This window comes from Collinsella aerofaciens (assembly GCF_040910185.1).
GTDB lineage: Bacteria > Actinomycetota > Coriobacteriia > Coriobacteriales > Coriobacteriaceae > Collinsella > Collinsella aerofaciens_BF.
This window is the reverse complement of sequence record NZ_JBDGBA010000012.1, coordinates 19317-39471: the sequence shown is the minus strand read 5'-3', so window position 1 is coordinate 39471 and position 20155 is coordinate 19317. Positions and strand designations below refer to the sequence as shown.

The window sequence follows — 20155 nt, the reverse complement described above, 5'->3', positions numbered from 1 at the left end:
CCTTAGCTAATTTAGTGCGGCCTGTCCGTGTTTTGTTTCTGGCTGCGTTTGATGTGCAGACCGAGGCCGGCGGTTCCCGCGCCTGCTGCTGTGGCGCCTGCTGCCAAGAGCCATCGTCTGTCGCCTGTCTGCGCCAACGGTTCCTCGCGGTCGCGGCGGTCGAGCTCCGAGAGGTCGACCGTCACTTGTGTGGCGGCCTGCGCCTGTTCTTGCTGGGCAAAGGCCATGGCTGGCCCAAACGCTAGGATGCTGACGGCGGCGGCCAGGGCGACGGCTTTATGCCGTGTGCACACCGGGCTCGACCGTCCAGGTGATCGTTGCAACCTGATCGCCTTCGCCGGTTACGTGGAAGATGTCGCGCGTGACGCGGGCGACGTTTCCGCTTGTCTTGAGCTTAATTTTGTCTGTGCCGCCGGCAATGCCCTGGTAGCCCATGTCGAAGGCTGCATTCTTGGAAAGATCGAGGCCCGTCCCCTGCATTGCGGCGCTGGCGTTCTGGAGCGCGCCGTCGGGGCCGACCTTAAAGTCGATGGAGTTCTGCGCGGTTCCGGCCTTGGCGTCGGCAGCAATGGTCCAGGTGTTCATGGCGTCGATCTTCATGTTGGTGACATGGATGCCGTAGGCCGAATGATTGTCGATGGTGGTCGCGTCTTCTGAGGGGCCCTGAAGCGTGCCGTCGGCCTTGGCGACGAAGGGAATAACCGTCGGAACTTTGAACTCAACGTTGTCGATCTCGGTCCTGACCATTACTTTCGTGGTTCCAACGCGCCCGGCCGCCATAGCTGGCGTCGGGGCGGCGCCCATTGCGAGCGCGAGCGCGAGCCCCGCGCCCACGACGAGCGCTCTGGCTCCGTTCATGTTCCTGGTGATGTCCATGGTCGTTCCTTTCTATTCGCCGCGGGCCGTCCCCGCGATGATTGGACGAATGCTGGTGAATTGCGTGCGGTGCCGCGTCGGCCGGAAAAGCTAGTTCTCGGCTTGCTCAACCCGCACCTTGACACGTGTCGGATTGCCGTGGCTGTCGAGGGTCTTGGCATCGAGTGCCTGGATCTCGATGTACGCCTCGCCTTCTTTGATGTCGCCGGCGGGGCACGTTTCGATTGTCTTGCCGGTCTCGACCACACCGGATTCGTACATGGTCTCGTCGTTTTGGATGACGCGGAATCGCTGGGGAAATTTATTGTCTTGGACGTTTTGCACGTTGACGCGCAGCTTGCCGTCCTCCTGCAGCTGAGCGACCGGTGCGACCGAAATCGTCATCATGTTGTCGCGGACTATGGCGTCGAGCTCATCTTGGATTTCCTGACGCGTTTTGCCCTCGGCCGTCGTAACCGAAGCGCCCGCCTCGGGTACGGGCTGCGACTGCCAAGCGTATAGTCCTACGGCGACAAGGGCACAGACGATGGCCAAGCAGGCAACGATGAGCTTCTTGCGACGACCCAGGCCTGCAAAGTGGGGTGGCTTCTTCGCGCTCATGCGGCATCCTTGGCGGTATAGATGCGCGCAAAGGTGGACGGGTTCGCTCCAAAGAGCATGTGAAGCATCAGGCGGCGTGAGTAGACAAGCTCGTCGAAGTCGGGAGGGAGCTCGATGTCGTGGATATGCGCGATGCGGTGGGCGAGCGCCGAGAACGACTCGGGGTCGCAGATCACATCGGTGGTAACGTGGTAGACCGTCGTATCGGGGAATGCCTCTTCGTCGAAAGGCAGGAGATGGGGATCGTCGTCGACTTCGATGGCGATGCCGTACTGGGGCCAGTAATATGCCATGGGAACCTCCCTGCTTCTGGGGCCAAAACTTCTGTCGGTTTTGGCTGTCGATGCCGACCGTATCAGCCGCTACTTGACCAATTTCTGACCAAATGCTTGACGGATTGGCGTCTCCGCAGGTAAAAGGCGGCAAAAAATACTCCAACTTTTTTCGAGCGACAATCGCTCGGTCGGCGACGGCGGCGCCATATGTGTCAAAAGCATCGTCTGCCGAGGAAATCCAGCCGCTTGCCGAATTGCACGAACGTAAAAATCGCCAATTATGGAGACGGTCTCGAACACGTCGACGAAACGATGCGGTAACATCTCCCTGCAAACACTGTAGTTAGCTAAAGGGGGAGTTCGCGTGTCTGCAACCATCAAACCCTTCACCGACGAGTTCGAAGAGTATGGTCGCGATGAGTCTCGCGCATCGGGCGAGGCCTCGAGCATCTCGTTTCCGACAACGGAAGACGAGGTCCGTGCCATTTTGGAAAAGCTCCATGCCGAGCGTGTCCCGGTAACGGTTCAGGGCGCCCGAACCGGCCTTGCCGCCGGTGCCGTGCCCCACGGCGGGCATATCCTCAATACTTCCCGTATGAATCGCTACTTGGGCCTTCGCCGCGATGAACAAGGCCAATTTCTGCTGCGCGTGGAGCCGGGCGTTGTGCTCTCGGAGCTGCGCAAGCAGCTGAGCAAGAAGGTGCTGCCGACTGCTGGTTGGGACCAGGCATCGCTTGAGGCCTACGAGGAGTTCCAAGAGGCCCCCGAGCAGTTCTTTCCCACCGATCCCACCGAGGCGTCTGCCTGTCTGGGCGGCATGGCGGCATGTAACGCCTCCGGTGCCCGCAGCTACGCCTACGGCCCCATGCGCCCTCACGTCACGGGCCTTCATGTCGTGCTGGCCGATGGCGACCTGCTCGAGCTTCATCGTGGCGAGGTTTTTGCGCAGGGTCGTCGCCTTTCGCTCGTCACGGTGCAGGGCCGCACGCTCGAGCTCGACCTTCCCGACTACACCATGCCCAAGACCAAAAATGCTTCGGGCTATTTCGTCGCTGACGATATGGATGCCATCGATCTGTTTATCGGTGCGTGTGGCACACTCGGCGTCATCACCGAGCTCGAGATTGCCCTGCAGGCGGCGCCTGCGGTCGTTTGGGGCGTGAGCTGCTTCTTTGACAGCGAAGACAAGGCTGTGTCCTTCACCGATTCTGTGCGTCCCGTCCTCTCCCACGCGGCTGCCATCGAATATTTCGATGCGGGCGCTCTGGATATCCTGCGTCGTCAGCGCGAGCAGTCGACGGCGTTTGCCTCGCTGCCGGCGCTCGACAAAGAGGCCAAGGTCTGTGTCTACGTGGAGCTCGACTGCGATGACGAGGCCCAGGCGACTGAGGAGCTGTATCACTTGGGGTGGGTACTAGAGCTTGCGGGCGGCAGCGACGATGCGACATGGGTCGCGCGCACCGAGGTTGATCGCGAGTGCCAGCGGTTCTTCCGCCATGCGGTCCCCGAGAGCGTCAATATGCTTATCGACGAGCGTCGCCGCACGGATCCCACCATTACCAAACTGGGTTCGGACATGTCGGTGCCCAATGCACGCCTTGCCGATGTCGTGGCCCTCTATCGCCGCACGCTGGCCGAAAGCGGGCTTGAGTCTGCTGCCTGGGGGCATATCGGTAACAACCATCTGCATGTGAACATTCTGCCGCGCGATGCGCAGGACTACCGTCGAGGTGGCGAGCTGTTTGCCCGGTGGGCTGCGGAGGTGACGGCTATGGGCGGCGCCGTTTCTGCCGAGCACGGCGTCGGCAAGATCAAGGCGGGCTTCTTAGAGACGATGTACGGTCACGAGGCCATGGTCGAGTCGGCGCGGCTCAAGCTCCAGCTCGATCCCGACGGGCAACTGGGTCGCGGCAACCTGTTTTCGGAGAAGCTCTTGGATGAGCTTGTCCAGAAAGGGGGCGCGTGAAGATGAGCGATTTCCATATGGTGGTGTGCGTCAAGGCCGTGCCCGGAAGCACCGAGGTCAAGATGGACCCCAAGACCAATACTATCGTGCGCGATGGCAAGCAAGCGGTCATTAACCCCTTTGACGCGAGCGCTTTGGAATGCGCGCTGGCGCTGAAGGACGACTTTATCGGCTTTGGCATGGACGTGCGCGTAACGGTGGTGTCGATGGGCATCCCCGCGACTGAATCGCTATTGCGCGACTGCATCGCCCGAGGCGCCGATGACGCACTGCTGCTGACCGATCGCGCCTTTGCGGGTGCCGATACCCTGGCAACCACCTATGCCCTCAAGTGCGGTATCGAGGCGCTCGACGAGGACTTTGACCTGCTCATCTGCGGCAAGATGGCGGTGGACGGCGATACGGCCCAGATTGGTCCCGAACTTGCCGGTGCCTTTGAGATTCCCTGCGTGACCGACGTGAGTTGCGTGCAAAGCGCGGGCTTTACGACCTGTGGTTCACTGGCGCTTGTTCACGGCTGCGATGCCGGCGAGGAGACGGTCTATCTTGAGATGCCGTGTGCGATGACGACCGCCAAGGAGATCGGCCAGCTGCGTATGCCGAGCATTGCCGGTATTCGCGCGGCGGAGGAGGCGGACGTGCGCGTGGTCAGTGCCGCCGACGTGAACGCCGATCCCTCGCGTTGCGGCCTTGCCGGATCACCGACACAGGTCGTGCGATCGTTTGTGCCCGACCGTGACCAAACGTGCGAGGACGTTGACGGAACGGCGTCCGAGCAGGCGGCAAAACTTGCCAAGATTATCGAGGGGATGGCGTAGATGAGCGGACTGATTATCGATAGCGAAGCCTGTATCGGCTGCGGTCGCTGCGTTCGCGCCTGTGCTTCGGGCGGCATCGTGGTGGAAGGCGAGCGACCCAACCGATGCGCCCACGTAACCGACGGCTGCATCCTATGCGGTGGGTGCGTCGACGCCTGCCCTGTCAATGCTATCTCGATCGAGCGTGATGAGGCCGCCGGCGCGGTTGACCTTGATGCGTATCGAGACATTTGGGTATTCGCGCAGACCGACGAGCACGATACGGTGACTCCCGTTGCCTATGAGCTTATGGGCAAGGGCCGCGAGCTTGCCGATGCTCGCGGCTGCCGTCTGGTGGCACTGGTCGGTATGGGTCCCGAGGGTTCTCTCGGCGACCTGGAGCATCTGGTTTGCGCGGGCGCAGATGAGGTCCTGGTCTGTCGCGACGAGCGCCTGCGTCAGAACGACGCTGAAGTCTATGTCCGCCTGATCTGTGATTTGGTGACAGAGCGCAAGCCCGAGGCCATTCTGTACGGCGCGACCGCCTTTGGCCGCGAACTGGCACCCGGCGTTGCCGTGCGCTTGCAGACGGGCCTTACGGCTGACTGCACTGTACTTTCGATGGATACGGAGACGGGACTGCTGCAACAGACGCGTCCGGCGTTTGGCGGCAACCTGATGGCCACCATCGTCTGCCCCAATCATCGTCCCCAGATGGCAACGGTTCGTCCCGGCATCTTTAAGGCGCCCGACTTTGACTACGACCGCTCCGGCACGATTACCCAGATATCGCTTGCGGATGATGCTAAGGCTCGTGTCGAGATCTCGATTCCCGCCGAGGAGTGGAGGCAGCAGGCCTCGATCGCCGATGCCGAGCGCTTGGTCGTGGTGGGCCGCGGCATTGGCTGCAAGAAGAATCTGCCCCTGATGCGAAGGCTCGCCGAGGCTCTGGGAGCCGAGCTTGGTTGCACGCGACCTGTCGTGGAGGCCGGCTGGTTGGAGTATCGCCATCAGATTGGCCAGACCGGCGTATCGGTTTCGCCCAAGCTTCTCGTGAGTATCGGTGTTTCGGGCGCCATCCAGCATCTCGCCGGCATCGGTGGGGCGGAGTGCATTATCGCCATCAACGAGGACCCGGATGCCCCCATTTTCGGTGCTGCCCAGTACAAGGTTGTTGGGGACGCCGTCGAGGTCGTCGAGGAGCTGCTAGCCCAGCTTGAGCGCTAGGCGCGCGCCAGCCAGTTACGCATCTCGTCCTTTAGACGGCTCCAGGTTGCCTGCGTGGCGGGGTCGGTAAAGGGCCGCGTAATGCCAAAGGGCGCGTCGAGCAGGCGGTGGATATCGCCCTGTTCGCGCGCCAGCGCGCGGCTTGCCGGATAGACGAGCTCAAACATAAAGCAGATGAGTCCCACCAGGTAGTCTGCGGGCTCGTTGCGTTCATCGCGTGCGACGCAGCGGTGCTCGTCAAAGGCGGCAAGTGTCGGCGACGAGAAACGGCTGCCGAGAAACGTCTTCTCGTCCACCTTGAGGATAGTGTCGACGGTGCTGTCGGCGATGGTGCGCATAATGTCGATCTTGTCACCATCGCGCACGATATCGCAGAAGCTTCGCGTGCGCACGTCGAGCTGCGCGGGTAGACGGAAATCGCTGTGATAGGCAATGCTCGCTCGGATGAGCTCATCTTCTGCCGGGTCATCGATAAAGTCGCGGATGCTCGTTACGGCGGGTGCATCGGCGGGATTCTCGCCAAAGAGGACCTCGATCCCCAGCGCCGCATGGCTCATGCTCTCGGCGTCCTTAAAGGTGTCCCAGCGTCGCAGCTGCTCAAAGCGGCCCATATCGTGTAGCAGGCCGCAAAGCCATGCCAGGTCAATATCTTCTGACGACCAGCCCTGCTCGCGCGCTACGGCATCGCATGCCTCGGCCACGTGGTACGTATGCTCGATTTTGAGCGCGATGCGTGGGTTGGTGGCGTCGTAGGCATCGGTGTAGCTTTTGAAGGCCGCGCGCGCCCGGTCTCGATCGATAGCTGTCATAATGACTTCCTAAAAAGTTGTGTCTTTCGATCCGGTGGCAATTGTAGGTGAACTCGGTTGCTGTCGGATGATGATTCTGCCGTGTCGCTACATGCGGTTCGGAGACCTTGTCAGGATGAGAAGCGTATGGTGCTCAAAATCGTTAGAACCGTCTGGCCAGTGATGCTTACCTATGTTGCAATAGGCGCGCCGTGCGGAATGATCATGGGGCAGACGGGAATGGAGCCCTGGATGGTCTTTGCCCTGAGCAGCACGTTTGTGACGGGCAGCGGCCAGTTTATGATCTGCAATCTTTGGCTGGCGGGCGTACCGGCACCTTCGATTATCGCGAGCGTCGCCGCCATCTCCTCGCGTTTTGCACTATATTCGGCATCGCTTGCCCCGCATCTGAGGGGTGCCTCGAAGCGTCAGACGCTGGCCGTCGCCGCGACGCTCACCGAGGAAGCATATGGCATCTCGCTTGCCAAGTTGGTTGAAGGGGAGGATTGGGGTCCGCTCGAGTCTTTTGTGCTCAACGCGATCCTCATCGCGACATGGGGCGTTTCGTGCACGATGGGCGCCGTTGTCGGCACTGTTGTCGATGTCCCCACCGCTATTGCGGGCTTTGTCTGCACATCGCTTTTTATCTGCCTGCTCTTTTCGCAGCGACTGTCGCGCGGCAACGTTGTCGCAGCGGTTTCGGGCGCGGTGTCCGTCGCCGTATGCAAGTCCTTGGGCCTCACGAATATTGCCGTGCCGGCAAGCGTCGTGGTCGGTATTGCCATTGCGCTGGCGTGCGATGCTGTATTTGACGGAAGAGGTGCCCGCGATGCCCGTTAACGAGTTCTTGGTTTTGTGGCTGTCGTCGTGGGCTGCTATCGCGTTCTTTCGCATCGCGCCGGCGTTCGCCTTGCGCGGGCGGACCCTGTCGCCCCGCATTACCGAGGCCCTGGGCTATATCCCGCCCGCTGCCTTTGCCGCGCTGGTCGCCAACGACTTGGTGAACCCCGGCGCGTTCGACGCGGGATTCTGGCCTGCCTTGGTTCCCTGGATTGCGGCCGCCGGCGTCGTGGCCGTGGCGGTCAAGACAAAATCGATGCTGTGGTGCTGCGTCTCGGGCATCGTGCTCTATATCGTCTTGAGCCTTATATAGGGCTGGCGTCGCGGGCGCCGAATCTCGTTCCATCCCAACTTGTAGAATTTTTCACCGAGCTGGTCTATTTCTTCTGGTACCATGGTCAAACTTTACTGTAGCAAAGCGTGACGTGGGCTTTTGTACCCCGTCAGCGGAAATGGGGGTTTCATGGCACAGGAAGCAACCGCCAACGAGCAAAAGAAATTCAAGGTCCCGCGCATCCCGGGCGACATCATGATCTATCCCATGATCGTCGGTCTTTTGCTCAACACCTTCTGCCCGCAGGTTTTTGAGATCGGCGGCTTCTTTACGGCTGCCTGCCGCGGTGGGTCCAATACCATCGTCGCCGCGATCCTGCTGTTTGTGGGCGCCGGCATCAGCTTTAAGTCCACGCCGGGCGCCATCAAGACCGGCATCGTCGTGCTGATTCCTAAGCTTGTAGTGGCAGCCGCGCTGGGTCTGGGCGTCGCGTACTTCTTTAACGATAACTTTTTAGGCCTGAGCTCGGTTTCCATCATCGGCGGCATTACGTTTTGCAACATGGCGCTCTATACGGGCATCATGGGCGAGTTCGGCGATGAGTCCGAGCAGGGCGCTGTCGGTATCCTGTTCTTTACGGCCGGCCCCGCCGTCACGATGATCATCCTCGGTGTCTCGGGTCTCGCCAATATCCCCGTCGGCACCATCATCGGATCCATCCTGCCGCTTGTTATCGGCATGGTCCTGGGCAACTTGTTCCCGTTTATCAAGAACCTGCTGGTCCCCGGCGCCAATCCCGCGATCGCTGTCATCGGATTTCAGCTCGGTGCGTCCATGAGCCTGTCGAGCTTTATCACCGGCGGTATCTCGGGCATCCTGCTGGGCCTCATCACCCTCTTTATCGTTGGCCCCATCACCTTTGCCTTCGAGCGCTTGTGCGGCGGCAACGGCAAGGCCGCCGTTGCCTGCTCCACCATCGCCGGCACGGCTATGACCACGCCGGTTGCTCTTGCCGAGGTCGCGCCACGCTATGCCGAGCTTGCGCCCACCGCGTATGCGCAGATCGCCACCGCCGTCATCATCACGGCAATCATGGCCCCGATTCTGACCGGCTGGGTCGATAAGAAGTTCTGCCACGGCGAAGAGGATCTGTCGGTCGAAGGCGTCGAGGCTATTGAGGAGGCCGTCGCGACCGACATCGACGGCGAGTAATCGTCGACGCGAGTCAATCAAGCCGGCGTGTGCAATTCGCGCCGTATGGGCGCCCGAACGGTGGCTGTTCTGCAGTGACGTTCGGGCGCTCTGCTATGATTCCCTTTACCCCTGCGGAGAAAGGGGTGTTTGGCGCCTGGGCGCGACTCGGGCGATTCTGGCCACTTGGATATTGAAGGGAGGGCGTCTAGTGATTAAGGCACTCAAGATCGAGATATTCCTGCTGTGCATGATTATTCTTATCGGGCTTGCCGTACGAAGCCGTCGCTCCCTGTTCTCGAGCACCCAGCAGCTTTTGTTTAGCATGCTGGGCTACACGTCTGCTGCCTACATTTTCTTCGATATGATCTGGACGCTCTCGGACGGCGTGAGCACTCCTGTAGGCATCACGGCCAACTGGATTTCCAACGCGGTCTCGTTTTCGCTGTTCGCCATCGCGTGCCTCATTTGGTTTTTCTATTCCGAGACGATGCAGGGCTCACGGCTCCTGACCACGCCCTACAGGGTGGTACTTTTAACGTTGCCAACAGCATTGGTGGTCGTGCTGGCATTTACCAGCTACTGGACGCACGCTATGTTCTATATCGATGCACAGGGCGTATATCGTCGCGGCTTTGCTTATATGATTCAGCCCATCGTGAGCTACTGCTACGTCATATATACGTCCTTGCATGCCTTTATTCAGGCTCGAAAAGTCGAAAGCCTGCAAAAGAAGGCCATTTATCGCGCCCTCGCCTTTTTTGCGGTTCCCGCTCTGGTGGGCGGTACCTTCCAAGTTTTGTTTTCGGTACCGGGCCTTTGCGTCGGTATAACGCTGAGCATCCTGCTGCTCTACATCGTCTATCAGGAGCAACTGATCTCTACTGACCCGTTGACTGGACTCAACAACCGCAATCGTTTTGAGACCTATATGCTGTCGCTCTTTTCAAATGTGGATCAGGCCGAAGATGTTTATCTGCTTATGATGGACGCTGATGGCTTTAAGCAGATTAACGATCGCTATGGACATGTGGAGGGCGACCATGCTCTTCAGGTCATATCCGCTGCGCTCAAAGAAGTCTGCTCGGCGTCTGGTGGCTTTATCGCACGTTATGGTGGCGATGAGTTTGTGGTGCTCCAAAAGGCAGCGGCGGAACAGGACATCATAGACCTGTGTTCGGCGATTGACGACGAGCTCGCTCGTGCCGAGGTACCGTATGCATTGCGGATGTCCATCGGTTACGCGCGGGTCGGCGATAGTGTTGATACCTGGCAAGACTTACTTCGCGCTGCCGATGCGGAGCTCTACCGCGTCAAGGCCGAGAAAAAGAAAGCCGGCATCCAGATACGCTAGGAAAAGGGTCGCACGCTTGCGTGCGTGGCGGCCCTCAGCTCATCGATGTATTCCATTAAGCTAAAGTATGCGAATGCCCTTCCTAAAAAGTGAGCTCGCTAGGCTTTTTTGGGTTTGTTGACAATGATGATGCCGCCGCAGACCAACAGCAGGGCAACTATGACGGTAACGGGGCTCGTGCCAGCGCCCTCGCCGAGCAGCAGCGCGCTCAGCAGCACGCCAAAGACCGGGTTCATAAAGCCAAAGACCGAGACGCGGCTGACGGGGTTGACGGCAAGCAGGCGCGACCACAGCGAGTAGGCGACCGCGGAGATAAGCGCCATGTAGATGATGAGCGCGATGGCGGGGACAATCGCTGTGGGGGAGAGCGCGCCACCCATCAAAAAGCCGATGGCGGTGAGGACCAGGCCGCCGACCAAGAACTGCCACCCGGCAAGCAAGACGCCGTCGTGCTCGCGCGAGAAGATACCGATCAGGCAGGTCGAAAGAGCACCCGCGACAGTGGAGGCTAGGATAAAGCCCTCGCCATCGAGCCTGAAGCCAAAGGTGCCATCTGCGCCCGAAAGGTTGACGAGCGCGACGCCGGCAAAGCCCAGCGCACAGCCAAGCACCTTGGCCGTACTGAGCTTCTCGGTGTGAAATGCCAGGGCGGCAAAGAGGATTGCGAGGAAGTTGGCGCTGGCCTCGATGATGGAGCTCGACATGGCGCTGGCGCGTGAGAGGCCCAGATAGAAAAAGAAGTACTGCCCGATAGTCTGGAAGAGCGACAAGACAAAGATGGGTTTGATGTCGCGCGCTTGCGGTATGAGGGGACGGCGTTGGGCCGCGCTCATCCCAACGATAACCAGGGCGCCGGCAAGCGTAAAGCGTAAACCTGCAAAGAGCAGCTGCGAAGCGCTGTCGTGCGCTGGGATACCAAAGAGTGCGTAGCCGATCTTGATGCAGGGAAAGGCCGATCCCCAGAGTGCACAGCAAACAAGACAGCCCAGGATGAGTCCGGGCAGGGTGGCGAGATACGGCTTGCGGCTTTCCATGATGTCCTTCCTACATGCGCGAAGCAAAAAAGAACCCGCCACCGGATGTGTCGGTGGCGGGTGTTGTTACCCGAAGGGATTGTAACCGATGGGAAAGGTTTAAGCGAAGTAGGCCACGCCGCTCTCAAAGATCGGCATGAACTTATCGCCGGGGACATGCTCGGGCACGTTGCGGTACAGGTTGTCGCCGCGACGCTCGGCATGGCCCATCTTGCCCAGGACGCGGCCGTCGGGGCTCGTGATGCCCTCGATGGCGAGTGCGGAGCCGTTGGGGTTGACGGAGAGATCCATGCTGGGCTTGCCGTCCTCGCCCACGTACTGCGTGGCGACCTGGCCGCTGGCGATCAGCTGGGCGAGCACTTCGTCATTGGCGACAAAGCGGCCCTCGCCGTGGCTGATGGCGACGGTGTAGGGGTCGTCCAGGCTGCACTGCGACAGCCACGGGGACAAGTTGGACGAGATGCGGGTGCGCACCAGACGGCTCTGGTGGCGACCGATGGTGTTGAACGTCAACGTGGGCGCATCGGGCGTGGCGTCGACGATGTCGCCGTAGGGCACCAGGCCGAGCTTGATCAGGGCCTGGAAGCCGTTGCAGATGCCCAGCATTAGGCCATCGCGGGCCTTGAGCAGGTCGCGGACTGCCTCGGTGACCTCGGGAGCGCGGAAGAACGCCGTGATGAACTTGGCAGAGCCGTCGGGCTCGTCGCCGCCCGAGAAGCCGCCGGGGATCATAACGATCTGGCTTGCACGGATGCGGCGGGCAAGCTCGTGGGTGCTCTCGGCGACGGCCTCGGGCGTGAGGTTGTTGATCACGAAGGTGTCGGCCTCAGCACCGGCGGCACGGAAGGCACGGGCGCTGTCGTACTCGCAGTTGTTGCCGGGGAACACGGGGATAACCACGCGCGGGCGGGCGATCTTGGCGCCGGCGTACACGTGGATGTTCTTGGCGCGGAAGTCGATGGTCTCGACCTCGGGGGTCTCGTCGGCGCTGCGGTAGGCAAAGACACTCTCGATGCCGCTCTCCCAGGCCTCCTGGAGCTCGGCGAGCTCGATGACTTCGGAGCCGGTGTCGATGACATAGCCCTCGACGGTGGTGCCCAGGGGCTCGACGACAACGCCGTCGGCGACCTCGGGCAGCTCGGCATCCTCGGCGAGCTCGACGATAAAGCTGCCGTAGAGCGGGGTGAAGAGGCTCTCCACGTCTACATCCTCGGCAAGCTCGATACCGATCTGGTTACCGACGCACATCTTAAAGAGGCTCTCGGCGCCGCAGCCGTAGCCGGGCGTGGAGATGGCCAGGGCGTTGCCGGTAGCAGTGAGCACCTCGACAGCGTCAAACGCGGCGAGCAGCTGCTGGGCGTCGGGACGGTAGTCCTCGCCATAGGTGGCGGGGGCGATGCGGACGACGCGGTGCGTGAGGCCCTTGAACTCGGGCGAGACGGCGCGGGCGGCCTTGCCCACGGCGACGGCGAAGCTGATCAGGGTCGGCGGGACGTTGAGCTCGCCGGCCTCGTCCTCAAACGAGCCGCTCATGGAATCCTTGCCACCGATGGCGCCGGCACCCAGGTCGACTTGGGCCATAAGGGCGCCCAAGACGGCTGCCGCGGGCTTGCCCCAGCGCTCTGCCTCGGTGCGCAGGCGCTCGAAGTATTCCTGGAAGGAGAGGTAGGCGCGCTTGTGCTCAAAGCCGGCGGCAACGAGCTTGGCGATGGACTCGACCACGGACAGGTAGGCGCCCGCAAACTGGTCGGCTTCCATCAGGTAGGGGTTGAAGCCCCATGCCATAGCGCTCGCCGTGGTGGTCTCGCCGTCCACGGGGAACTTGGCGACCATGGCCGAGCTTGGGGTGAGCTGCGTCTTGCCGCCAAAGGGCATGAGCACGGTCGCGGCGCCGATGGTGGAGTCGAAGCGCTCGGAAAGGCCCTTGTTAGAAGCGACGTTGAGGTCGGTGACAAGCGAGGTCATGCGCTCGGCGAGCGTGGTGCCGGCCCAGCTGGGCTGCCACACGCTACGGGCGCACACGTGGGCGACCTGGTGCTTGGGTGCGCCGTTGGAGTTGAGGAACTCGCGGGACAGGTCGACGATGGCGACGCCGTTCCAGGCCATGCGCATGCGCGGCTCGGCGGTAACCTCGGCGATAACGGTCGCCTCGAGGTTCTCCTCAGCGGCGTAGCCCATGAACTCCTCGACGTCACCGTCGGCGACGGCACAGGCCATGCGCTCCTGGGACTCAGAGATAGCGAGCTCGGTGCCGTCCAGGCCGTCGTACTTCTTGGTCACGGTATCAAGGTCGACATACAGGCCGTCGGCAAGCTCGCCCACGGCGACCGAGACGCCGCCGGCGCCAAAGTCGTTGCAGCGCTTGATCAGACGGCAGGCGTCGCCGCGGCGGAACAGACGCTGCAGCTTGCGCTCGACAGGGGCGTTGCCCTTCTGGACCTCGGCACCCGAGGTCTCGATGGACTCGGTGTTCTGGGTCTTGGAGGAGCCGGTGGCGCCACCGATGCCATCGCGGCCGGTGCGGCCGCCCAGTAGGATGATCTTGTCGGTGGGGGCGGGGCACTCGCGACGAACGTGGTTTGCCGGGGTAGCGCCCACGACGGCGCCGACCTCCATGCGCTTGGCCACGTAGCCGGGGTGATAGAGCTCGTTGACCTGGCCGGTGGCAAGGCCGATCTGGTTGCCGTAGCTGGAGTAGCCGGCGGCGGCAGTGGTCACGAGCTTGCGCTGCGGCAGCTTGCCCTCGAGCGTCTCGGAAACCGGGACGGTGGGGTCGCCGGCGCCGGTGACGCGCATGGCCTGGTACACATAGCTGCGGCCCGAGAGCGGGTCGCGGATGGCGCCGCCCACGCAGGTGGCGGCACCGCCGAAGGGCTCGATCTCGGTCGGGTGGTTGTGGGTCTCGTTCTTAAACAGGAACAGCCAGTCCTGGTCCTCGCCGTCGACATCGACCTTCACCTTGACGGTGCAGGCGTTGATCTCCTCGGACTCGTCGACATCGGTCATGACGCCGGTCTTCTTAAGGTACTTAGCGCCGATGGTGCCCATGTCCATGAGGCAGACGGGCTTGGCGTCGCGGCCGAGTTCGTGGCGCATCTCCATGTAGCGGTCGAAGGCCTGCTGCACCACGGCGTCGTCGATCGTCACGTCGTCCAGGACGGTGCCGAAGGTGGTGTGGCGGCAGTGGTCGGACCAGTAGGTGTCGATCACACGGATCTCGGTGATGGTGGGGTCGCGATCCTCATCGCGGAAGTACTGCTGGCAGAAGGCGATGTCCGCCTCGTCCATGGCAAGGCCGCGCTCGGAAATAAAGGCGGCAAGGCCGGCCTCGTCGAGCTCGCGGAAACCGTCGAGCACCTCGACGGGCTGGGGCTCGGGGGTCTCCATGTACAGCGTCTCGGGCAGGTCGAGCGAGGCGATGCGCGCCTCGACGGGGTTCACCACGTAGTGCTTGATGGCATCGATGGCGGCCTCGTCCAGAGCGCCCGAGATCATATAGACCTTGGCGGAGCGCACGGCGGGGCGCTCGCCCTGGCTGATGAGCTGCACGCACTCGCTGGCGGAGTCGGCGCGCTGGTCAAACTGGCCAGGCAGGAATTCGACGGCAAAGACGGCGCCATCGCTTGCGGGGAGCTCGTCGTAGGTCACATCGACCTGGGGCTCGCTAAAGACGGTCGGCACGCAGGAGCGGAAAAGCTCCTCGTCGATGCCCTCGACGTCGTAGCGGTTGATGATCCTCAGGGCCTCGATGCCCTTGATGCCGAGAATCTCGGTCAGCTCGCCCTTGAGCTGCTGAGCCTCGACGTCGAACCCGGGTTTCTTCTCCACGTAGATACGAGAGACCATTGGTTCCTGCCTTCCTGATCGGTTGGGCGTACGGTACGGTATGCGGCAGCGGTCGGTTTGCGGGGTCTGCCCTGCGGTCGCCTTGAGCCACATGTTTGTAAACCTCACTATGATACGACAGCTCGTGGCGCGTTGAGGACGGCGAGGGTGCTACAGTGATGCGCAATCAAGAGAAAGGCATCACATGGCATTCGTTTCGCTCGCCATCATCGCACTCGTGGCCTTTGCGAGTCCTTTTATCGCCTCGGCGATTCCTGGAAAACCCGTTCCCGAGACGGTCTTTTTGCTCGTGCTCGGCGCGGTGCTGGGACCCCATATGCTCGGCGTCATCCATGTAGATGCCGAGGTCTCGCTTGTGTCCGAGCTCGGTCTGGCCTTTTTGTTCCTGCTTGCCGGCTTTGAGATCGACCCCAAGAGCATCACGGGCGTCGAGGGGCGCTACGGCTTGGCGACGTGGGTCGTCACGTTTGGTATCGCCTGGCTTGCCGTGCGCTTTACCCCGTGGTTCTCGGTCAGTCATTTCGACGGTATCGCCGTGACGCTTGCCCTCACTTCTACGGCGCTCGGCACGCTCGTGCCCATCATGCGTGAGCGTTCACTTGTCGGAACGCGCGTGGGCGACTCGATTCTCGCGTATGGCACCTGGGGCGAGCTCGGCCCCGTGCTTGCCATGTCGGTGCTGCTGTCTGCCCGTACCGGCATCCAAACGCTCGTGATTCTTGGCCTGTTTGCGGTGGTCTGCGTGTTGCTTGCCGTGGTCCCAAGCCGCTCCAAGCGCGTCGGCAGCCGCTTCTTTGCGTTTGTCGAGGAGCGCGCCGATACCACGTCGCAGACCTTCGTGCGCCTGACGGTGCTCATCCTGGTCACGCTCGTGGCGTTCTCGGCCGTCTTTGATCTCGACATCGTGTTGGGTTCTTTTGCCGCCGGCTTTGTCCTGCGCTATATCATCCCCGAGGGCAACCATACGCTCGAGACCAAGCTCGACGGTCTGGCCTACGGTTTTTTGATTCCGGTGTTCTTTACCGTATCGGGCGCAAAGATCGATCTGACGGCCGTGGCGTCGCGCCCGGGTCTGCTCGTGGGCTTTATCGTGGCGTTGTTGATTATTCGTGCCGTGCCTATTCTTATTTCCATGAGCATTTGTCCTGCGACGCGCGATGTGTCGGCGTATGGTCGCATTACCGTGGCCCTGTACTGCACCACGGCGCTGCCGATCATCGTTGCCGTTACGAGCGTTGCCGTCAACGCGGGCGCGCTGTCGCAAGATATTGCGTCGGTCATGGTTGCCGCCGGTGCCATCACGGTGTTCTTGATGCCATTGCTCGCGCAGCTCTTCTACCGCGTGGTGGATGCCGCACCGGTCGCCGCCGTGGCAGAGGTTGCCGAGCATCCATCCGATGCGCTCGACATCTTGCGCGCCCACCACGACCTAGCGAGCTTGCTCGCGCGCGAGCACGAGCTGCTGACCTCGCATGGCCATGGTCGCGTATTCGAGGGCCTGCCTACGCTCGATACGATTGCCGAGCGTCTTTCCGCCGAGGCAGCGAGCGGCCACATCGATGCCCGCATCGTGGACGCGGCGCACCTGCTTGCCGATAAGACCTATGGAGACGAGGTCGACCCGTCCGAGCTGACTCCGCGTGAGCGCCGCCGCCTGGAGCGCGCCAAGCTCGCTGTGCGCGAATACCGCCGCCGCATGCTGGAGCTCTATGCGCGCGAAGAAGCCGAAGACGACGACGGTAAGTAGTCGATACTTTCTCGGGGAAGCCGCGTCCCGCTTTGAAGGCTCGAAACGGGATGTGGTTTCCGAAACAGGGGCCGTTGGGAAACGGTGTCCCGGAATGGGCGTCCAGAGTGGGACGCGCTTTCCGCGAGAGACCCGTTGCGGAAAGCGCGTCCCAGAATCTGCGTTCAAAACGGGGCACACTTTCCGAAACATGGCCCTGAGGGAAGCTGCATCCCGGTCTGGACCGGAATTCTGGGACACGGCTTCCACTTCAAACAGAAGAAGGCGCGCTGCCTGCGGTTGATGCAAGCAGCGCGCCTTTTACGTTGAGCTTCGTTGAGGTTCGAAGTAGTGGACTAGTTGGCCATGACGCCTTCGGTCCAGGCCTCGACGTCCTCGATGCGCAGGACGTTGGCGACCTCGGCCACGCAGTCGACGCTGGCAAGCTCGGCGGCGGCAGCCTGGACGTCCTTCTCGAGCGCGCGGTGCGTCAGGAAGATGACCGAGCAGGTATCGCTAGCGCCCGACTTGCCGTCCTCGACCTGGTTGATGAGCGAGATCGAGATGTTGTGCTTGGCAAAGATATCGACCGTCTCGGACAGGGCGCCCACGCGGTCGGCGACCTTCAGGCGCACATAGTACTTAGTCTGGAGCTCGTCCATGGGCTTAAAGGCGAGGTTGTGACCATAGGGCTCAATCTCGGGCAGTGGGGCCACGCCGCGGCTGATCTGCTCGGAGAGCGACAGGATATCGCCCACGACGGCACTCGCGGTGGGGAAGGAGCCTGCGCCGGCACCGTAGAACATGGTCTCGCCCACGGCGTCGCCTACCACGTAGACGGCGTTCATGGCGCCGTTGACCTTGGCGAGCATATGGTCTGCCGGGATGAGCGTGGGATGCACGCGAACGTCGACGCCGGCGTCGGTGTTGCGGGCGATGCCCAGCAGCTTGATGGTGTAGCCGAGCTCGCGGGCCTGGGCGATATCCTCGGCACCGATGGTGCGGATGCCCTGCTGGTATACGTCGTCGGTGGTCACGCGGGTACCAAAGCCGATGGAGGCGAGGATCGCCGTCTTGCTGGCGGCGTCGAAGCCGTCGACGTCGGCGGACGGGTCGGCCTCGGCATAGCCCTTAGCCTGTGCGTCGGCAAGTACGTCGGCGTAATCGGCGCCCTCGGCGTCCATGCGCGACAGGATGAAGTTGGTGGTGCCGTTGAGGATGCCGGCGATGGTCAGGATCTTGTTGCCTACCAGGTCGTGCTCAAGCGTGCTCACGATGGGGATGCCGCCGCCGCAGCTGGCCTCGCACTTAATCTGCACGCCGCACGCGCGCGCCTTCTCGGCAAGCGTCTCGACGTGACGGCCCAGCAGGGCCTTGTTGGCAGAGACGACGTGCTTGCCGTGCTCAAAGGCAGTGGTGAAGATCTCGGTTGCGGGATGCTCGCCGCCGATCAGCTCGACGACGATGTCGACGGCGGGGTCGGTTGCGACATCGTGCCAGTCGCTCGTAAAGGCCTCGCGCTCAATACCGGCGGCTTCGGCCTGCTCCCAGGCAAGCGCGCAGGCGCGGGTCAGCTTAAGGTCGATGCCGTAGGCTGCCAGGTACTCATCGTGGTGGCTCTTGATCAGACGGGCCACGCCGCCGCCGACGGTTCCCAGACCGATGAGGCCGACGTTCACGGTGCGCAGGGGTTCGCTCATAGATAGCTCCTTCGTGCATCTTATGGATGGATTAACCGCTTAAAGGTTGAGTGCATTCTAGCGTGAAGTGCGGGCGCGTGCTTGCCTGGCAGCGGGAGCAGCATAAAACGCCACCCCCGAAACGCTGCGGAAACATTGGAAACACGCTCGCTACAAACGAACTTCCGTAACAAACTGTCAACGTTTGCACCATAAGGTTTGCCCTGTACCGCAAGACGGCCGCACCGCGGCCAGCGAAAAGGGGGACACCATGTTTAGCATCAACAACGTACTTAACCGCAGGAGTTTCTTGGCTGGCGCCGCGGCGTTCGGTAGCACCGCGGCACTCGCTGGTTGCTCGTCGGGTGGCTCGGACGGCGGCTCCGCCGATGACGGCAAGACCTTCAAGATCGGTGTCATCGGCCCTCTGACCGGCGCCGCGGCAACCTATGGCGTTTCGGCCGAGAAGGGTGCCAAGCTCGCCGCCAAGGATTTTTCGACCAAGGACCTCAAACTCTCGCTTAAGTCTGAGGACGACGTCGCTGACGGCGAGAAGGCCATCAACGCCTTCAATACCTTGTGCGACTGGGGCATGCAGGCGCTCGTCGGCCCCGTCACCACCGGTGCCGCCGTCGCTGTCTCGGGCGAGATCGCCGACGATATGCTCATGGTCACGCCTTCGGCCTCGTCGCTCGACGTTACCAAGGATAAGACCACGGTTTTCCAGGTTTGCTTCACCGATCCCACCATGGGCGCCAGCGCCGCGAAGTTCTTGGCCGAGAAGTACGCGGATGCCAAGATCGCCCTGTTCTACAACTCCGGCGATACGTATAGCTCGGGCGTTGCCGACGCTTTTGCCGAGCAGGCCAAGGCGTCCAAGCTCGACATCGTCGATACCGAGACCTTTAAGGACGACTCTTCCACGAGCTTTACCAACCAGCTCACCAAGGCCAAGGAGGCCGGCGCCACGCTCATCTTTGCGCCGATCTATTACACGCCGGCGTCCGTTTTGCTCAAGAACGCCAAGGACATGGGCTACGACATGACGCTCATGGGTACCGACGGCATGGACGGCCTGCTCTCTGTGGAGGGCTTCGATACCTCTCTTGCCGAGGGCGTACTGCTCATGACCCCGTTTTCGGCTGACGATGAGAAGAATGCCGACTTCGTCAAGGCCTATAAGGATGCCTACGACGAGACGCCCAACCAGTTTGCCGCCGACGCTTACGATTGCGTCCACGCCATCGCCGAGGCTATCGATAGGGCGGGGATTGACATTTCGGCCGACGGTGCCGACATTGCCGGCGACCTTGCCAAGGCCATGCGCAAGATCAAGATCGAGGGCCTGACAGGCGAGCTGACGTGGAATGACGAAGGTCAGGTCGAAAAGCCTGCTACGGCCTATGTGATTCAGGACGGTAAGTACATTGCCGCCTAAGTGCATATACATCGAGACCGGCGGGCCGTTTTATTCAGGGCAAGGACGCCTGTAACAGAACGGAAACATTACTTTCACACAATAAAGTGGCATTACTGTATAAAGTAATAGAAATACGCAGAATTATGGATAAATGAACAAATCCAAAGAAAAGTTGAAATAATCGCCACTTTCCTTAACTAAAGCGTCTAGTATTTTGCGAACGCCGAACACGGCGAAGGATGGCCTGTCGGGTAACCGAAAC

At 61.5% G+C, this 20155-nt stretch carries 17 protein-coding genes; 9 read left to right on the top strand and 8 right to left on the bottom strand.

The window, feature by feature from the left end; translation table 11 throughout:
- Window positions 1–11 precede the first annotated feature (11 nt).
- From AB5Z54_RS06235 to AB5Z54_RS06220, 4 genes are all read right to left on the bottom strand, one after another.
- Window positions 12–227 carry a hypothetical protein gene (locus AB5Z54_RS06235; RefSeq protein WP_368160808.1) on the bottom strand — a complete coding sequence of 72 codons (216 nt, stop codon included), beginning with the start codon at window positions 225–227 and terminating at the stop codon, window positions 12–14.
- A 49-nt stretch (window positions 228–276) separates the two neighbouring features.
- Complete coding sequence (locus AB5Z54_RS06230; protein ID WP_346976846.1) at window positions 277–876, bottom strand: hypothetical protein; 600 nt, start codon at window positions 874–876, stop codon at window positions 277–279.
- A gap of 90 nt (window positions 877–966) precedes the next feature.
- A complete protein-coding gene (locus AB5Z54_RS06225; protein WP_117746254.1) occupies window positions 967–1476 on the bottom strand; it encodes a hypothetical protein in 510 nt (169 codons plus the stop codon).
- Complete coding sequence (locus AB5Z54_RS06220; RefSeq protein WP_117746255.1) at window positions 1473–1769, bottom strand: hypothetical protein; 297 nt, start codon at window positions 1767–1769, stop codon at window positions 1473–1475. The genes AB5Z54_RS06225 and AB5Z54_RS06220 overlap by 4 nt, the downstream gene beginning before the upstream one ends.
- Before the next feature lie 346 nt (window positions 1770–2115).
- Here AB5Z54_RS06220 and AB5Z54_RS06215 point away from each other — a divergent pair, with 346 nt between their 5' ends.
- The 3 genes from AB5Z54_RS06215 to AB5Z54_RS06205 are packed head-to-tail and all read left to right on the top strand — an operon-like array spanning window position 2116 to window position 5741.
- A complete protein-coding gene (locus AB5Z54_RS06215) occupies window positions 2116–3717 on the top strand; it encodes an FAD-binding oxidoreductase (protein WP_368160806.1) in 1602 nt (533 codons plus the stop codon).
- 2 nt (window positions 3718–3719) lie between these two features.
- A complete protein-coding gene (locus tag AB5Z54_RS06210; RefSeq protein WP_368160804.1) occupies window positions 3720–4535 on the top strand; it encodes an electron transfer flavoprotein subunit beta/FixA family protein in 816 nt (271 codons plus the stop codon).
- Window positions 4536–5741 carry an FAD-binding protein gene (locus tag AB5Z54_RS06205; RefSeq protein ID WP_368160802.1) on the top strand — a complete coding sequence of 402 codons (1206 nt, stop codon included), beginning with the start codon at window positions 4536–4538 and terminating at the stop codon, window positions 5739–5741.
- On the opposite strand, the gene AB5Z54_RS06200 is transcribed toward AB5Z54_RS06205, so the two are convergent.
- Window positions 5738–6550: an HD domain-containing protein gene (locus AB5Z54_RS06200; RefSeq protein WP_368160800.1), complete on the bottom strand. Its 813-nt coding sequence runs from the start codon at window positions 6548–6550 to the stop codon at window positions 5738–5740. The two genes, AB5Z54_RS06205 and AB5Z54_RS06200, sit on opposite strands and share 4 nt — an antisense overlap.
- A 126-nt stretch (window positions 6551–6676) precedes the next feature.
- On the opposite strand from AB5Z54_RS06200, the gene AB5Z54_RS06195 reads away from it, so the two are divergent.
- From AB5Z54_RS06195 to AB5Z54_RS06180, 4 genes are all read left to right on the top strand, one after another.
- Window positions 6677–7369 (top strand): AzlC family ABC transporter permease, encoded by a 693-nt coding sequence (locus AB5Z54_RS06195; protein ID WP_368160799.1) that lies wholly within the window; start codon window positions 6677–6679, stop codon window positions 7367–7369.
- Window positions 7359–7682: an AzlD domain-containing protein gene (locus AB5Z54_RS06190; RefSeq protein ID WP_368160798.1), complete on the top strand. Its 324-nt coding sequence runs from the start codon at window positions 7359–7361 to the stop codon at window positions 7680–7682. Before AB5Z54_RS06195 ends, AB5Z54_RS06190 begins: the two co-directional genes overlap by 11 nt.
- Before the next feature lie 150 nt (window positions 7683–7832).
- Complete coding sequence (locus AB5Z54_RS06185) at window positions 7833–8855, top strand: 2-keto-3-deoxygluconate permease (protein ID WP_368160796.1); 1023 nt, start codon at window positions 7833–7835, stop codon at window positions 8853–8855.
- A gap of 190 nt (window positions 8856–9045) precedes the next feature.
- Complete coding sequence (locus AB5Z54_RS06180; protein ID WP_368160794.1) at window positions 9046–10188, top strand: GGDEF domain-containing protein; 1143 nt, start codon at window positions 9046–9048, stop codon at window positions 10186–10188.
- Between the two features lie 98 nt (window positions 10189–10286).
- On the opposite strand, the gene AB5Z54_RS06175 is transcribed toward AB5Z54_RS06180, so the two are convergent.
- Complete coding sequence (locus AB5Z54_RS06175) at window positions 10287–11222, bottom strand: DMT family transporter (RefSeq protein WP_368160792.1); 936 nt, start codon at window positions 11220–11222, stop codon at window positions 10287–10289.
- A 99-nt stretch (window positions 11223–11321) separates the two neighbouring features.
- On the bottom strand, window positions 11322–15068 hold the full coding sequence (locus tag AB5Z54_RS06170) for a phosphoribosylformylglycinamidine synthase (RefSeq protein ID WP_368160790.1): 3747 nt from the start codon (window positions 15066–15068) through the stop codon (window positions 11322–11324).
- Window positions 15069–15252: 184 nt separating this feature from the next.
- Between AB5Z54_RS06170 and AB5Z54_RS06165 the strand changes: the two genes are divergently transcribed.
- A complete protein-coding gene (locus AB5Z54_RS06165) occupies window positions 15253–16815 on the top strand; it encodes a cation:proton antiporter domain-containing protein (protein ID WP_368160788.1) in 1563 nt (520 codons plus the stop codon).
- Between the two features lie 335 nt (window positions 16816–17150).
- Here AB5Z54_RS06165 and AB5Z54_RS06160 read toward each other — a convergent pair whose 3' ends face one another.
- A complete protein-coding gene (locus AB5Z54_RS06160) occupies window positions 17151–18494 on the bottom strand; it encodes a homoserine dehydrogenase (protein ID WP_368160786.1) in 1344 nt (447 codons plus the stop codon).
- Window positions 18495–18744: 250 nt separating this feature from the next.
- Between AB5Z54_RS06160 and AB5Z54_RS06155 the strand changes: the two genes are divergently transcribed.
- A complete protein-coding gene (locus AB5Z54_RS06155; RefSeq protein ID WP_195568611.1) occupies window positions 18745–19911 on the top strand; it encodes an ABC transporter substrate-binding protein in 1167 nt (388 codons plus the stop codon).
- Window positions 19912–20155: the final 244 nt, after the last annotated feature.

Coding starts and splice junctions, on each gene's coding strand:
- AB5Z54_RS06185 (WP_368160796.1), top strand. CDS start 7,833: ATGGCACAGGAAGCAACCGCCAACGAGCAAAAGAAATTCAAGGTCCCG.
- AB5Z54_RS06235 (WP_368160808.1), bottom strand. CDS start 227: ATGGCCTTTGCCCAGCAAGAACAGGCGCAGGCCGCCACACAAGTGACG.
- AB5Z54_RS06210 (WP_368160804.1), top strand. CDS start 3,720: ATGAGCGATTTCCATATGGTGGTGTGCGTCAAGGCCGTGCCCGGAAGC.
- AB5Z54_RS06190 (WP_368160798.1), top strand. CDS start 7,359: ATGCCCGTTAACGAGTTCTTGGTTTTGTGGCTGTCGTCGTGGGCTGCT.
- AB5Z54_RS06225 (WP_117746254.1), bottom strand. CDS start 1,476: ATGAGCGCGAAGAAGCCACCCCACTTTGCAGGCCTGGGTCGTCGCAAG.
- AB5Z54_RS06205 (WP_368160802.1), top strand. CDS start 4,536: ATGAGCGGACTGATTATCGATAGCGAAGCCTGTATCGGCTGCGGTCGC.
- AB5Z54_RS06165 (WP_368160788.1), top strand. CDS start 15,253: ATGGCATTCGTTTCGCTCGCCATCATCGCACTCGTGGCCTTTGCGAGT.
- AB5Z54_RS06200 (WP_368160800.1), bottom strand. CDS start 6,550: ATGACAGCTATCGATCGAGACCGGGCGCGCGCGGCCTTCAAAAGCTAC.
- AB5Z54_RS06195 (WP_368160799.1), top strand. CDS start 6,677: ATGGTGCTCAAAATCGTTAGAACCGTCTGGCCAGTGATGCTTACCTAT.
- AB5Z54_RS06170 (WP_368160790.1), bottom strand. CDS start 15,068: ATGGTCTCTCGTATCTACGTGGAGAAGAAACCCGGGTTCGACGTCGAG.
- AB5Z54_RS06230 (WP_346976846.1), bottom strand. CDS start 876: ATGGACATCACCAGGAACATGAACGGAGCCAGAGCGCTCGTCGTGGGC.
- AB5Z54_RS06160 (WP_368160786.1), bottom strand. CDS start 18,494: ATGAGCGAACCCCTGCGCACCGTGAACGTCGGCCTCATCGGTCTGGGA.
- AB5Z54_RS06175 (WP_368160792.1), bottom strand. CDS start 11,222: ATGGAAAGCCGCAAGCCGTATCTCGCCACCCTGCCCGGACTCATCCTG.
- AB5Z54_RS06155 (WP_195568611.1), top strand. CDS start 18,745: ATGTTTAGCATCAACAACGTACTTAACCGCAGGAGTTTCTTGGCTGGC.
- AB5Z54_RS06220 (WP_117746255.1), bottom strand. CDS start 1,769: ATGGCATATTACTGGCCCCAGTACGGCATCGCCATCGAAGTCGACGAC.